The organism is Sphingosinithalassobacter sp. LHW66-3 (genome assembly GCF_050703275.1).
Taxonomy (GTDB): Bacteria; Pseudomonadota; Alphaproteobacteria; order Sphingomonadales; family Sphingomonadaceae; genus Sphingomonas.
In genome coordinates this window covers 1304538-1318593 of sequence record NZ_CP193482.1, presented here as the reverse complement: position 1 = coordinate 1318593, position 14056 = coordinate 1304538, and the positions used below count along the sequence as shown (strand labels likewise).

Genomic DNA, 14056 nt, shown 5'->3' with positions numbered 1-14056 from the left:
TGCTCCGGGAGCGCGGGGCGCGCGCTCAGCCGCGGCTGCGGATTGCGGAGATCGTCGTCGCCGGCGTGATCGCCTCGACTTCGGTCTTGAGGTGGAGCAGCCGCACGCCTTTTCCAGCCAGCGCCTCGTCGAGCGCCGGCCCGAATTCCTCGGTCCGCTCCACCGTCGCCGCCCAGCCGCCATAGGCGCGGCCCAGCGCCGCGAAGTCGGGATTGCGCAGCGTCGTCCCGCTCAGCCGCGTCGGATATTCGCGCTCCTGGTGCATGCGGATCGTGCCATAGGCGCCATTGTCGATCACGATCACCAGCATGTCGGCGCCGTGCTGCACCGCCGTCGCCAGCTCCTGTCCGTTCATCAGAAAGTCGCCATCGCCGGCGACCGCCACCACCGGCCGATCGTGCCGGCGCAGCGCCGCCGCAACCGCCGCGGGCACGCCATAGCCCATCGCGCCCGCGGTGGGCGCGAGCTGCGAGGGCGGTCCGCCATAGCGCCAGTAGCGGTGCCACCAACCCGAGAAATTGCCCGCGCCGTTGCAGATGATCGCTTCGGGAATGCGCTCGCGCATCGCCAGAACGCATAGGCCGAGATCGAGCGTCACGCCCTCGCGCGGCTGCGGGGTGGACCATTCCAGCCATTCGGCATGTGCTTCCGCTCCCTCCGGGCGCGGCATCTCGGGAACGGAGCCATACCAGTTCAGATCCTTGCAGAACTGATAGGGAGTCGCGCAGACCGCCGAATATTCCTCGACGCGATAGACGCGGTTGAGCTCGGTCGGATCCGGGTGGACGTGAAACAGGTGCTGCCCGGGGTGGTCCGGAGTGATCAGCGTATAGCCGTCGGTCGTCGCTTCGCCGAGCCGGGCGCCGACGACGATCAGCAGATCCGCGCGCCTGATCCGGTCGACCAGCTTCGGATTGGGCCCATAGCCCAGATTGCCCGCCCAGACCGGCGAGTCATTGTCGATCGCATCCTGTCGCCGGAACGCGCTGGCGACGGGAATGCCCCGGTCCGCCGCCCAGTCGCCGAAATATTTCCCCGCCAGCCAGTTCCAGCCCGCGCCGCCGACGATGGCGATGGGGGCGGCGGCGCCGGCGATCAGCTCCTCGAGCGGCTCGATCACGTCCTCGCGCAGCACATGCTGCTGCACCGGCTCGATCTTGGGGCGGTCCACTGCCTCCACTACGTCGCAGAGCATGTCTTCGGGCAGCGCGATCACCACCGGGCCCGGGCGCCCGCTCACCGCCGTGTTCCAGGCGCGCGCAACATATTCGGGGATACGTGCGGCGTCGTCGATGCGCAGCGCCAGCTTGGCGAGCGGCGTGAACATCGCGACCAGATCGACTTCCTGGAAGCCCTCGCGGTCGCGCATGCCGCGATCGACGTCGCCGACGAAGAGCAGCATCGGGATCGAATCCTGCGTCGCGACGTGCACGCCGATGCTCGCATTGGTCGCGCCCGGCCCGCGCGTCACGAAGCATACGCCCGGCTGCCGCGTCATCGTGCCGTCGGCACATGCCATGAACGCCGCGCCGCCTTCTTGCCGACAGGTGACGAGATCCACCTCGGGCGTATCGTGCAGCGCGTCGAGCACGGCGAGGAAGCTCTCGCCGGGTACGTGGAAGATGCGGTCGCAGCCCTGCGCGACCAGATTGTCGACGAGGATCCTGCCCCCGGTTCGTTTCGCGGTCATGCCGCATCTCTAGACCGAGCGAAGCCGCGGGCGTAACCCCCACGGGCATGTTGATCATCGGCAATCACGTCTCGCCCTATGCCCGCAAGGTTTTGGTCGCGCTCGATCACAAGGGCGTCGAGGTCGAGATCGACCCGATCGTGCCTTTCTACGGCACCGACGCTTTCACCGCGGTAAGCCCGCTGCGGCGGATTCCGGTGCTGATCGACGGCGATCTGGTGCTCAACGACTCGACCGTGATCGCCGAATATATCGACGAGCGATGGCCCGATCCGCCGCTGATGCCCAAGGGCGCGGCGGATCGGGCAAGGGCACGCTGGATGGAGGAGTTCGCCGACAGTCGGTTGGGCGATCTCCTCATCTGGCGGCTGTTCTACCAGCGCACGATCGTGCCTTCCGTCTGGAAGCGCGAACCCGACGAGGCGCTGATCGCGCGGACCATCGAACGGGATCTGCCCGAGGCGCTGGACTGGATCGAGGCGCGCGCCCCGGCCGAGGGGTTCCTGTTCGACCATGTCTGCACCGCCGACATCGCCTATGCCTGCTTCTTCAGGAATGCCGCGCTCGTCGGCTATGCGATCGACGCCGAGCGCTGGCCGCGTACCGCCGGCTGGATCGCGCGCGTCGGCGCGGTGCCCGCGTTCGCGGCCAGCATGAAGTTCGAGCAGGCGATCTTCGGCGTGCGCTCGGCCGATCGTCCCGCGGCGCTGCGCGCGGCCGGCGCGCGGATTTCCGAGCAGAGCTATGGCGGCGCGGTGCCGCAGCGGAGCCTGATGCTGGGCGACGGTCCCCGCGACTGAGCAAAAAAAGGGGCCGCGCAGCCCGTGCCGCGCGGCCCCTGTTCGTCGCTCGCTTCGGATCAGAAGCGGAAGCCGACTCCGGCGACCACCTGGTCGCGGTTCAGCTCGAGCTCTTCGTAGCGCGAGTAGCGATACTCGACCTTGCCGAAGAAGTTGCCGAAGCTGCGCTCGACGCCGACGCCAAGGCGATAGCCGTCGCTGGTGATGCCGCCCAGGCCGTCGGCTTCGACGCGCGCGTTGGTCAGGCCGGCCTTGCCATAGACCAGGTTGGCGCCGCCCACGACGAAGCCGATACGGCCGCCGACGAAGATATCGCGGCCCGCGCTCACGCCCAGTTCCTCGGTGGTCGCGCCGGTGATCTCGGTCTCGGCGCCGATCACTGCCTGGCCGATCTGGTGGTCATAGCCCAGCGCGCCGCCATAGACGAAGCCCGACTGGCCTTCGTCTTCGGCGCCTGCGTGGTCCCAGCCGGCGACGATCTCGGCGCGCGGACCGGTGAAGCTCGCGTCCTGGGCAAGAGCGGGGGTTGCGGTCGCCGCCACCAGGGCGAGCGCCGTCGTTGCGAGAATTCGCATTCGTTGTCCTATCTGTGGAGTTTTGTTCTTAGCTTCGGATGGCCATCCGAGTGCTCAGATAGTCCGCCGTTTCGCAGGTGCAATATGGCAGTTCGATTACAATGCGGTGTGTGACTCTTGTGCCACAGCGCAACAATCGTGCGAAACCTGAAAGCCGGTTCACCTTCGCTTGACCGGCATGTGTCGCGGCGCTTATCGCCCGCGGCAAAGGAGAGACTCGCGCCATGAAGAAGCTCTATCCGAACGCAGAAGCCGCGCTTGAAGGACTGTTGTTCGACGGCATGACGCTCTGCGCCGGCGGGTTCGGCCTGTGCGGCATCCCCGAGCGGCTGATCGATGCGATCCAGGCCGCGGGCGTGAAGGATCTCACGATCGCCAGCAACAATGCGGGCATCGATAATGAAGGCCTCGGCAAGCTGCTGCGCAGCCGCCAGGTCAAGAAGATGATTTCCTCCTACGTCGGCGAGAACAAGGAGTTCGAGCGCCAGTATCTCTCGGGCGAGCTCGAAGTCGAATTCTGCCCCCAGGGCACGCTCGCCGAGCGATGCCGCGCGGGCGGCGCGGGCATTCCCGGCTTCTACACCAGGACCGGCGTCGGCACGAAAGTGGCCGAGGGCAAGGAAGTGAAGGTCTTCGACGGCCCGAATGGACCTGAGGAGTATATTCTCGAGCGCGGCATCCGCGCCGATCTGTCGATCATCAAGGGCTGGAAGGCCGATGAGGCGGGCAATCTCGTCTTCCGCAAGACCGCGCGCAACTTCAATCAGCCGATGGCGACCGCGGCGAACATCTGCGTCGCCGAAGTGGAGGAAGTCGTGCCGGTGGGCAGCCTCGATCCCGACTGCATCCATCTGCCCGGCATCTATGTGAAGCGGATGATCGTCGGCGCGCCCTACGACAAGAAGATCGAGTTCCGCACCGTCCGGGAACGCGAGGCGGCGTGATCGCGATGCGCATCTGGCGCTTCGGATTGCTGTTGATCGGGGCGCCGGTGCTGTCGGGCTGCGTGGCGGCCGCGCTGCCCGTGCTGGCGGGCGCCACGGTGTTGCGCAGTCATCTCCCGGAAGAGCAGGATGCGTCGCCGCAGCGCGCGGCCGGGCGCGAGCCGGCGCCGGCTCCCGATGCCGCCGCCGCGGTTGCGGAGCCTGACGGACGTGCGCCTCGCACGGAAGATGCGCCGCCGGTGGACGTTGCGCGAACGGTGCCGGCTGGGCCGGTTGCTTCCTATGCGCAGGCGCGCGCGCAGGTGCCCGTTCCGGGCGGGATGCAGTTCCTCTACGGCTCGGCCGAAGCGGCGGCGATCAGCATCCAGACCTATCACTTTCTCTGGCGCTTCGTGAACGATCGGGTGCTCGATCGCCGCGCCGGGCGCGAGGTCGCCAGCGTAGTGCTCGCTCCCGAGTCGACGATTCAGCGCATGAGCTTCGTTCCCTGCGCCGATAAGCCGCTGGCGGTGGTGTTCGACGTCGATGAAACCGTGCTGCTCAACACAGGCTACGAGGCCGACGAAGCGCGTCGGGGCACCGGGTTCGATGCCGGCCGCTGGGGTCGGTGGGAAGCGACCGGCGAGGCACAGGTCGAGCCCGTGCCCGGTGCCGCCGAGACGATCGAGGCGATGCGCCGCCGCGGCGTCGCCGTGATCTTCAACAGCAACCGCTCGTCCGCCAATGCCGCTGGCACCATCGCCGCGCTGCGCGCCGCAGGCATGGGAGAAGCGGTGCACGGCGAAACGCTCTGGCTCAAGGGCGATGCACCGGGTGGCAGTGCCAAGGATGCGCGACGCTGGGCGATTGCGGAGCGCTATTGCGTGGTGGCGATGATCGGCGACCAGCTGGGCGATTTCACCGATCTCTTTGCGGCGGGCGATGCGCCGCCGCGCATCCGGCGCAATCTCGCCGCGCAGACGATGATCGCGCCGATGTGGGGAACCGGCTGGTTCCTCTTGCCCAATCCCGTCTACGGCGCGGGCGTGACGGGGGGCTATGAAGAGATATTCCCGCCGAACCTGCAATGGGCCGATCCGGCCGAGGAGTGAGCTATGCCCTGGACTCGTGACGAAATGGCCGCCCGCGCGGCGAAGGAACTGCGCGACGGCTTCTATGTGAACCTCGGCATCGGCATCCCGACGCTGGTGGCGAATCACATTCCCGACGGTGTCGAAGTGACGCTCCAGTCGGAAAACGGCATGCTCGGCATCGGGCCGTTCCCCTATGAGGATCAGGTCGATCCCGATCTCATCAACGCCGGCAAGCAGACGATCAGCGAGCTGCCCCAGTCGGTCTATTTCGGATCGGACCAGAGCTTCGCGATGATCCGCGGCGGCCATATCGACCTCACCGTGCTGGGTGCGATGGAAGTCAGCGCGGGCGGCGACATCGCCAACTGGATGATTCCCGGCAAGATGATCAAGGGCATGGGCGGCGCCATGGACCTGGTGGCTGGCGTGAAGAAGATCATCGTGGTGATGGAGCACACCGCCAAGGACGGCAGCCCCAAGTTCATCCCCGAATGCACGCTGCCGCTCACGGGCAAGAATGTGGTCGACATGATCGTCACCGATCTCGCGGTGTTCCAGCGCCCCGATCACGACAGTCCGTTCCGCCTGATCGAGCTCGCGCCCGGCGTGACTGCCGACGAAGTCCCGGCGAAGACCACGGCGCGGTACGAGGCGCTTGCCGCCGCCTGAGGAGTCCGTGAACGCGACGCTGCTGGTCGAGGGGAGGCCGCTCCCTTCGGTCGTGGTCCGGCCGCGGCCACGCCGCGGATTCGGCAAGCTTGTTGCCGCAGCGCTTGCGGGCGCGCACGATTCGGTTAAAGCCGCAGCGTCATGGCAAGCGCACCCCGCACTCTCTACGAGAAGATCTGGGCCGATCACGTCGTCGATCGCCGCGACGACGGCACCTGTCTGATCTACATCGACCGGCATCTCGTCCATGAAGTGACGAGCCCGCAGGCGTTCGATGCGTTGCGCGCCGCCGGCCGCCGCGTCCGCCGCCCCGATCTCACACTCGCGGTTCCCGATCACAATCTGCCGACCACGGCGCGCGTCGCGGCGGACGGCACGCCGCTGCCGATCGCCGATCCCGCCAGCGCCGAGCAGCTCGCGGCGCTGCGGCGCAACACCGCCGATTTCGGCATCGGCTATATCGACGCGCTCGCCGCCGCGCAGGGGATCGTCCATGTCGTCGGCCCCGAACAGGGGTTCACGCTGCCCGGCACCACGCTGGTGTGCGGCGACAGCCACACCGCCGCGCATGGTGCGCTCGGCGCGCTCGCCTTCGGTATCGGCACCAGCGAAGTCGAGCATGTGCTGGCGACGCAGACGCTGCTGCTCAAACAGTCGAAGACGATGGAAGTGCGCATCGAAGGCGCGCTCGGCTTCGGCGTCGCCCCCAAGGACGTGATCCTGGCGGTGATCGGCCGGATCGGCGCGGCGGGCGGCACCGGCCATGTCATCGAATATACCGGCGACACGATCCGGGCGATGTCGGTCGAGGGGCGGCTCACCATCGCCAACATGTCGATCGAGGGCGGCGCGCGCGCCGGGCTGATCGCGCCCGACGAGACGACCTACGCCTATCTGAAGGGCCGCCCGATGGCGCCGACGGGGGAAGCATGGGAGCGCGCGCTCGCCTATTGGCGCACGCTGCCCGGCGATCCCGGCGCCGCCTATGATCGCAGCGTCCGCATCGATGCGGGCGACATCGCTCCCTCGCTCACCTGGGGCACCAGTCCGGAGGACGTCGTGCCGGTCACCGGCCATGTCCCCGATCCCGAAGGTTTCGACGATCCCGCTCGGCGCGAGGCCGCGCGCAAGTCGCTTGCCTATATGGGTCTCGCGCCCGGCACGGCGATGCAGGACATTCCGGTCAGCCACATCTTCATCGGATCGTGCACCAACAGCCGGATCGAGGATCTGCGCGCCGCTGCCGATGTGCTGCGCGGCCGCCGCGTGGCGGAGGGCGTGCGCCAGGCGTTGGTCGTGCCCGGTTCGGGGCTGGTCAAGCGCCAGGCTGAGGCGGAGGGGATCGATCGCATCTTCGTCGAGGCGGGGTTCGAGTGGCGCGAGCCGGGCTGTTCGATGTGTCTCGCCATGAACCCGGACAAAGTGCCCCCGGGCGCACGTTGCGCTTCAACTTCGAACCGGAATTTCGTAGGACGGCAAGGTCCTGGGGCGAGGACTCACCTGCTGTCTCCGGCGATGGCCGCTGCCGCTGCCGTCACCGGCCGTCTGGCGGATGTTCGTGATCTCGTGGCGCAGCGATCCGGTTCGGGGGAGTGATCATGAAGCGCGCATTGATGATTTTGATTGCGGGAACGATCGTCAGCGGCATCGCCGCTGCCTATGCCGCCACTGCGCGGCAGGTGGACGGCGCGGCACTCTATGGCGATGCGCCTGCCGATGGCGCGGACGCGGCGGACCGCTCCGTCACGGCGCGCTGATCGGGGTATGCCGAACGCGCCGATCCGCACGGTGGAGGGCCGCGCCTATCCCTGGGGTGCGGAGAATGTCGACACCGATCTCATCATTCCGGCCCATTGGCTGAAGACCACCCGCCGCACCGGCCTTGGCCGTGGTGTGTTCGAAGCGGTGCGTGCCGATCCGGATAACGTCTTCGACGATCCGCGCTATTTCGGCGCGCCGACCCTGATCGCCGGGGAAAATTTCGGCTGCGGTTCGAGCCGCGAGCATGCCGCCTGGGCGCTGGCCGAATTCGGCGTCCGCGCCGTGATCGCGCCCAGCTTTTCCGACATCTTCTCGGGTAACGCGTTCAAGAACGGCATTCTCACGGTCGAGCTGCCGCAGCAGGCGGTCGATCGGCTGGTCGCGGTCGCGCGCGAGCATCCGATCGCGATCGATCTGGAGACGATGACGGTCACCACGCCGTTTCAGGACCGGTTCGACTTCGCACTCGATCCCTTTCGTCGCCACTGTCTGATGGAGGGGCTGGACGAGATCGGTCTCACACTGGCAAAGGATACCGCGATTTCGAATTTCGAAACCCGGGTCGCCACGCAGCGGCCCTGGATCGCGGTGGAGACTGGCCATGAAAGCACTTCTCTCGAAAGCCCCGGGCGGACCTGAAACTCTGACGCTCGAAGAGCTCCCCGACCCCGCACCGGGCAAGGGCGAGGTTCTGGTCGCGGTCAAAGCCTGTTCGATCAACTATCCCGACGTCCTCATCATCGAGGATAAATATCAGTTCCGGCCGCAGCGCCCGTTCGCGCCGGGCAGCGAAATCTCCGGCGCCGTCGCGGCGGTGGGCGAGGGGGTTTCGGGCTGGGCGGTCGGCGATCGCGTGATCGCCACCACCGGCCACGGTGGCCTTGCGGAACAGGTCGTCGTCCCGGCCGATCGGCTCTACCGCCTGCCGGAGAACCGCAGCTTCGAGGAAGGAGCCGCGCTGCTCCTCACCTATGCCACCACCATCCACGCGCTGCTCGATCGCGGAAAGCTGGTCGAGGGGCAGACGCTGCTCGTCTTGGGCGCGGCGGGCGGCGTGGGCCTCGCCGCGGTCGAGCTTGGCAAGGCATTCGGCGCACGAGTCGTCGCCGCCGTCTCGTCGGAGGAAAAGGCCGCCGCCGCGCGCGATGCCGGCGCCGATGCCACGCTCGTCTATCCGCGCGCGCCGTTCGACAAGGATCAGTCGAAGGCGCTCGCCGGTCAGTTCAAGGAGGCCGTCGGTCCCGAAGGCGCGCATGTGATCTACGATCCGGTCGGCGGCGACTATGCCGAGCCGGCGCTGCGCTCGATCGCCTGGGAGGGCCGCTATCTGGTCGTCGGCTTCCCCGCCGGCATTCCCAAGCTGCCGCTCAACCTCACGCTGCTCAAGAGCTGCGACGTGTGCGGCGTGTTCTGGGGCGCCTTCGCCGCGCGCGATCCGAAAGCGAATCAGGATCATGTCGAGCGGCTGTTCCGGCTCTGGAGCGAAGGCCGGATCGCGCCGAAGGTGACCGAGGTGTTCGCCTTCGCCGACGGCGGCGATGCCATTGCGAAAATGGCCGCGCGCAAGGCGATCGGCAAGCTGGTGGTCCGCGTCGCGGAGTGACGATCGCGCGCGCACGCCCCGTTGCCTTCGGTTCCGGGCCCTCCTATCTCGCTTGGATTGGTTTCACACGGGGCAGGGATTGCGCATGACCAGTTTCGACGATCGCGAAAAGGCGTTCGAGGCAAAGTACGCACGCGATGAGGAAATGGCGTTCCGCGTGATCGCGCGGCGCAACCGGCTGCTCGGCCAGTGGGCCGCGTCGAAGATGGGGCTGACGCCCGAAGAGACCGATGCCTATGCCAAGGCGGTCGTCCAGGCCGATTTCGAGGAAATCGGCGACGAGGACGTGATCCGCAAGCTGGTGGGCGATCTCACCGCCGCCGGAGTCGATATCGACGAGGCGACGGTGCGCAAGGCCGTCGACGAGCAGCTCGTCGAGGCGCGCCGCCAGCTGATGGAAGCGAAGTAATCCGATGCCGATGCCGGCGGACCAGATCGAGGCGCTGATCCGGGAGGCGTTTCCCGACGCCCAGGTGGAGATCACCGATCTTGCCGGTGACGGCGATCATTATGCAGCGCGCGTGGTGAGCGAGCGGTTCCGCGGAATGTCGCGCGTGGCGCAGCAGCGCGCCGTCTATTCGGCGCTCGGCGACCGGATGGGTGGCGAACTGCATGCGCTTCAGCTCACCACGCAGGCGCCCGTACAGGAGTAAAGCCATGACCGACGACGTGCAGCAGCGGATCCAGGGACTCGTCGATTCAAACGACGTCCTGCTGTTCATGAAGGGCAGCCCGCTCTTTCCCCAGTGCGGCTTTTCCAGCCGCGCGATCGCGATCCTCAATCATCTCGGCGTTTCCTTCGAAAGCGTCGATGTGCTGCAGGATCAGGGCATCCGTCAGGGCATCAAGACCTTTTCGGACTGGCCCACTATCCCGCAGCTCTATGTGAAGGGCGAATTCGTCGGCGGATCGGACATCATGATGGAGATGTACGAATCGGGCGAACTGGCCGATCTGATGACCGAAAAGGGCGTCGCCGCTTCCTGAGCGACGCTGCCGTGCGATCCGCCTGTAGCCGGGAAACCCGGGGGCGGGCGGGTCGACGCGAGACCGGTAAAAGCTGGTCGACCCGCCCTGCTGAAGCGTTGAAACGCTCGGGTATCCAAAGCAATGCAGCCTACGTGCCAATTCGCGGCTTCCCCGGAAATCCGCCGATGCGATGGTTAACGCGCCCGCCGCTGCGCGTTCCGCTGTAAATCCTTCCGACAGTCGCGGCGCCGCACGCTCTCCGCTGCCGCGTCGTTGCGCCTGCGAATCGTTCAGCCGGCGTTCAGCCCTGTTGACTACATGCGTAAACACGGATTACAGATGTAGTCGAAAGAGGGACGGACGCATGACCGAACGAATCAGCGATGCCGAACACGCCGTGATGGAAGTGCTGTGGGAGCGTTCGCCGCTCTCCGCACAGGAAGTCGCCGAGCGCGTGGCGCCCGAACGCGATTGGAGCGCCAACACCGTCAAGACGCTGCTGGGGCGGCTGCTGGCCAAGAACATCATCGCGCATGAGGAGGAGGGCCGCCGGTATCTCTATCGGCCGCTCGTGCAGCGCGGTGATTATGTCGCCGGCGAATCGCGCCGGCTGATGGACCGGCTGTTCGGCGGCAAGCTGACGCCGCTGGTCGCGCATCTCGCCGAGCGCGACGCGCTCACCGATCAGGACATTTCGGAAATCGAAGCGCTGCTGAAGGATCTCAAGCAATGATCGCCTGGGCCGTCGAAACGCTGTTCGCCACCACGCTGCTGATGCTGCTGGTGCTCGCGATCCGTGCGCCCGTGCGCCGCGCCTTCGGGGCGGGCATGGCCTATGCGCTGTGGCTGCTTCCGGCGGCGCGCATGGTCCTGCCGCCGCTGCCGCAGAGCTGGCGCGAGCAGGCGGCGGTGCCCGTCGCCGCGGCGGGCGACATCGTCACCGTCTATGTGCTCGAGCCGCTGTCGGCCGGCACCGGGGCAGCCGCGGAAGCGTCTGCGATCGACTGGCTCGCGCTGTTCGGCGGCGCCTGGGCGGTCGGCGCCGCCGGGTTCCTGCTCTATCATCTCGTCGCGCACAGCCTGTTCTGCAGCCGGCTGCTGGCGCGCGCGCGGATCGACCGCACCGTCGCCGGGGGGCGCGTCCGTGTGATCGAGACCGACGCCGCCCATGGCCCGCTCGCCTTCGGCATCTTCCACAAATATGTCGCCTTTCCGCGCGACTTTTCCGAGCGTTACGACGATCTCGAGCAGGATCTCGCGCTGGCCCACGAGCTTGGCCATCACGTCCGCGGCGACCTGATCGCGAACTGGGTCGCGCTCGTGATCCTCGCGCTCCACTGGTTCAATCCGGTCGCCTGGCGCGCGTTCCGCGCCTTCCGCGCCGATCAGGAAATGGCCTGCGACGCACTCGTGCTCTCCGGCCGCGCCCAGGCACTGCGCCATGCCTATGGCCGTGCGATCGTCAAGTCCGCGCATGGGGGCGCGGTCTCGGCGGCATGTCACTTGCACACGATAAACGAACTCAAAGGGAGGCTCCGCATGCTTTCGAAGACCAGGAAAACATCCCCCACGCGTCTCGCCGCCGGAAGCGCGGGCGGGCTGGCCCTAGCGCTCGCCGCGCTTGGCCTCACCGCCTCGGGCACCCAGGCGGCCGAGACGATCCGCGACAAGGTCGGCCGCACGATCGGCGTCGATCTCGCCGCGCTCCAGGATATGCCGCCCGCGCCTCCGGCACCGCCCGCGCTGCCGCACGGCGACCTGCCCGAGCCGCCCGAGGCCCCGGAGGCTCCCGAGGCGCCGGAGGCTCCCGAAGCGCCCGAGATGGAAGGCGCGAGCGTCTATCGCATCCGCACGATACAGACCGGCGAAGCGATGGTTGATGCCGAGGCGATCCGCCGCAGCATTCCCGATGTCCGCGAACTGAACTGCGGCACCTCGGGCGGTGAGCGCGACGAGATCGTCACCCACAGCATAGAAGGCGACCGCCAGGTGATCCGCATCTGCACCGATCGCATCCAGGTGATGGCGGCGCGCGCCGAGGCCGATGCCGCCCGTGCCAAGGTCGAGGCGCTTGCCCATGCCCGCCGCGCGGTGGCGCATGCCCGCACCCGGGTCGCGGCGGACACCAGCCTGAGCGCCGAGGAACGCGCCGAGGCCCTGACCGATCTCGACGCCGCGATCGCCGAGATCGAAGCCGAGTCGCGCAGCGACGACTGAGAGGGGGAGGGGGTTCTCCCGCTCCGCCCCTTGAGCGCGAGACACCCTCCGGGGCCGGTCGCTTTCCTTCGGGCGGCCGGCCCCGATCGCGTCCGCGGCCGGCGCATGCCCTTGTCTAGCGGGCGCGAAACCGCCATCTCCGGGCCATGACGCAAGCCTCACCCGGCGTGGCGGAGCAGGTCGAGCCGATGGTCGCGCGCGTGCTGGCGCCGAACCCGTCGCCCTATACCTACACCGGAACGCAGAGCTTTCTGGTCGGCACGCGCGATCTTGCGGTGATCGATCCCGGCCCCGACGCGCCCGAGCATGTCGCCGCGCTGCTGGCGGCGATCGCCGATCGGCCGGTTCGCGCCATCCTGTGCACCCACACCCATCGCGATCACAGCCCCGCCGCCGCCGCGCTGAAGGCGGCGACCGGCGCGCCGGTGATCGGCTGCGCGCCGCTCGCGGTCGCCGATCTCGGCCCGCGCGCCGATGCTTCGTTCGACGCCGCCTATGCGCCCGATCGCGTGTTGGCCGATGGCGAGCAGGTCGCCGGCGAGGGGTGGGCGCTCACGGCGATCGCCACCCCCGGCCACACCTCGAACCATCTGTGTTTCGCGCTCGACGAGCGCGGCGTGCTCTTCACCGGCGATCATGTGATGGGCTGGTCGACCACGGTGGTGGCCCCGCCCGACGGCGACATGACTGCCTATCTCGCCAGCCTCGAGCGGCTGCTGGAGCGCGACGACCAGGTCTATTATCCCGCCCATGGCCCCGAAGTGCGCAATCCGCGCCGCTTCGTGCGCGGCCTGATCGGCCATCGCAAGCAGCGCGAGGGCCAGATCCTCCGCCTGCTGCGCGAGGAGGGGCGCGACGTCCCCGCGCTGGTCCAGCGCATGTATGTCGGGCTCGATCCGCGATTGATCGGCGCGGCGGAACGATCGGTGCTTGCGCATCTTATCGATCTCAGCGGCCGCGGATTGGTCGCCCGCGACGGAGAAAGCTGGAGGATGGCGGCATGAGGCGTGGATGCTCGACGTTCCTGGGGGTGCTGCTGGCGCTCGCCGTCGTCGGTGGGCTGCTGCTGTGGTTCGGCCGCGACTATGTCGAGCAGAAGCTCGATCCCGATCCGGTGACGGTCGCCGCCGCCAGTCTTCAGGGGCTGCGCGAGCAGAACCGGCTCTCCACCTTCGCCGCGCGCTACGTCGCGGTGGTCACGTCGCGCCAGAGCCGGCTGGGGCTCACTGCGCGCAAGACGCTCATCATGCCCGGCATGGTCCGCTACGAAGTCGATCTCGCCAGGCTCGATCAGGACGATGTCCAGTGGAATGCCGAAAGCAACACGCTGCGCATCACCCTGCCGCCGATCGAAGTGGTCGGCCCCGACGTCGATCTCGACGCGATCCGCGAATATGACGAGGGCGGCATCCTGATGCGGCTGACCGACGCCGAGGACAAGCTCGACGAGGCCAACCGCCAGGCGGCGCAGCGCGAGCTCGTCCGCCAGGCGCGCGAGGAAACGCCGATGCGGCTCGCCCGCGACGCGACGCGCCGGGCGGTCGAGCGCAGCTTCGCGATGCCGCTGCGCGCGGTCGGCGTCGAAGCGAATGTCGAAGTCTATTTCCCCGACGAGCGCAGCGGCGATCGCGAGCAATGGGACGTCTCCCCCTCGATCCGCGACGTGCTGGCGAACCGCCAGTCGGCGCAGGGGCAATGATCGAATCGCTTTCCGGATATCATCATATCATGTAAGATGCGCACCTCTGCAGGGGG

General features: G+C 67.8%; 17 protein-coding genes. 15 read left to right on the top strand and 2 right to left on the bottom strand.

All coding sequences use genetic code 11. From position 1 onward, the window contains the following. Positions 1-25 precede the first annotated feature (25 nt). Positions 26-1690 carry a thiamine pyrophosphate-dependent enzyme gene (locus tag ACQ450_RS06220; RefSeq protein WP_431470930.1) on the bottom strand — a complete coding sequence of 555 codons (1665 nt, stop codon included), beginning with the start codon at positions 1688-1690 and terminating at the stop codon, positions 26-28. 47 nt (positions 1691-1737) lie between these two features. Between ACQ450_RS06220 and ACQ450_RS06215 the strand changes: the two genes are divergently transcribed. Further along, positions 1738-2490: a glutathione S-transferase family protein gene (locus tag ACQ450_RS06215; RefSeq protein ID WP_431470929.1), complete on the top strand. Its 753-nt coding sequence runs from the start codon at positions 1738-1740 to the stop codon at positions 2488-2490. Between the two features lie 59 nt (positions 2491-2549). Here the strand turns inward: ACQ450_RS06215 and ACQ450_RS06210 are convergent, their stop codons facing one another. Next, the gene (locus ACQ450_RS06210) at positions 2550-3065 is read right to left on the bottom strand and encodes an outer membrane protein (protein ID WP_188055800.1); all 516 of its coding nucleotides are present in this window, start codon (positions 3063-3065) and stop codon (positions 2550-2552) included. Positions 3066-3289: 224 nt separating this feature from the next. Between ACQ450_RS06210 and ACQ450_RS06205 the strand changes: the two genes are divergently transcribed. The 14 genes from ACQ450_RS06205 (at position 3290) to ACQ450_RS06140 (ending at position 14000) form a co-directional block, all read left to right on the top strand. Next, the gene (locus ACQ450_RS06205; RefSeq protein WP_431470928.1) at positions 3290-4009 is read left to right on the top strand and encodes a CoA transferase subunit A; all 720 of its coding nucleotides are present in this window, start codon (positions 3290-3292) and stop codon (positions 4007-4009) included. A 5-nt stretch (positions 4010-4014) separates the two neighbouring features. Then, on the top strand, positions 4015-5100 hold the full coding sequence (locus ACQ450_RS06200; RefSeq protein ID WP_431471176.1) for a 5'-nucleotidase, lipoprotein e(P4) family: 1086 nt from the start codon (positions 4015-4017) through the stop codon (positions 5098-5100). A 3-nt stretch (positions 5101-5103) separates the two neighbouring features. Further along, positions 5104-5751 carry a CoA transferase subunit B gene (locus ACQ450_RS06195; protein ID WP_431470927.1) on the top strand — a complete coding sequence of 216 codons (648 nt, stop codon included), beginning with the start codon at positions 5104-5106 and terminating at the stop codon, positions 5749-5751. Positions 5752-5892: 141 nt separating this feature from the next. Continuing rightward, positions 5893-7347, top strand: a complete 1455-nt coding sequence (gene leuC / locus ACQ450_RS06190; RefSeq protein ID WP_431470926.1) for a 3-isopropylmalate dehydratase large subunit — start codon at positions 5893-5895, stop codon at positions 7345-7347. 2 nt (positions 7348-7349) lie between these two features. Further along, complete coding sequence (locus tag ACQ450_RS06185; protein WP_431470925.1) at positions 7350-7508, top strand: hypothetical protein; 159 nt, start codon at positions 7350-7352, stop codon at positions 7506-7508. 7 nt (positions 7509-7515) lie between these two features. After that, positions 7516-8151 (top strand): 3-isopropylmalate dehydratase small subunit, encoded by a 636-nt coding sequence (leuD, locus tag ACQ450_RS06180; protein ID WP_431470924.1) that lies wholly within the window; start codon positions 7516-7518, stop codon positions 8149-8151. Continuing rightward, positions 8114-9115 carry an NADPH:quinone oxidoreductase family protein gene (locus tag ACQ450_RS06175; RefSeq protein ID WP_431470923.1) on the top strand — a complete coding sequence of 334 codons (1002 nt, stop codon included), beginning with the start codon at positions 8114-8116 and terminating at the stop codon, positions 9113-9115. Before leuD ends, ACQ450_RS06175 begins: the two co-directional genes overlap by 38 nt. A gap of 85 nt (positions 9116-9200) precedes the next feature. Beyond that, entirely contained in the window at positions 9201-9524 is a 324-nt protein-coding gene (locus tag ACQ450_RS06170; protein ID WP_188055792.1) for a DUF1476 domain-containing protein, read from the top strand. Between the two features lie 4 nt (positions 9525-9528). Beyond that, entirely contained in the window at positions 9529-9768 is a 240-nt protein-coding gene (locus ACQ450_RS06165; protein WP_188055791.1) for a BolA family protein, read from the top strand. 4 nt (positions 9769-9772) lie between these two features. Further along, a complete protein-coding gene (gene grxD / locus ACQ450_RS06160) occupies positions 9773-10102 on the top strand; it encodes a Grx4 family monothiol glutaredoxin (RefSeq protein WP_431470922.1) in 330 nt (109 codons plus the stop codon). A gap of 346 nt (positions 10103-10448) precedes the next feature. Continuing rightward, positions 10449-10817 carry a BlaI/MecI/CopY family transcriptional regulator gene (locus ACQ450_RS06155; protein ID WP_431470921.1) on the top strand — a complete coding sequence of 123 codons (369 nt, stop codon included), beginning with the start codon at positions 10449-10451 and terminating at the stop codon, positions 10815-10817. Continuing rightward, a complete protein-coding gene (locus ACQ450_RS06150) occupies positions 10814-12301 on the top strand; it encodes a M56 family metallopeptidase (RefSeq protein ID WP_431470920.1) in 1488 nt (495 codons plus the stop codon). Before ACQ450_RS06155 ends, ACQ450_RS06150 begins: the two co-directional genes overlap by 4 nt. Positions 12302-12447: 146 nt before the next feature. Further along, entirely contained in the window at positions 12448-13305 is an 858-nt protein-coding gene (locus tag ACQ450_RS06145) for an MBL fold metallo-hydrolase (protein ID WP_431470919.1), read from the top strand. Further along, positions 13302-14000 (top strand): DUF4230 domain-containing protein, encoded by a 699-nt coding sequence (locus tag ACQ450_RS06140; RefSeq protein ID WP_431470918.1) that lies wholly within the window; start codon positions 13302-13304, stop codon positions 13998-14000. Before ACQ450_RS06145 ends, ACQ450_RS06140 begins: the two co-directional genes overlap by 4 nt. The last annotated feature ends 56 nt before the right edge of the window (positions 14001-14056 follow it).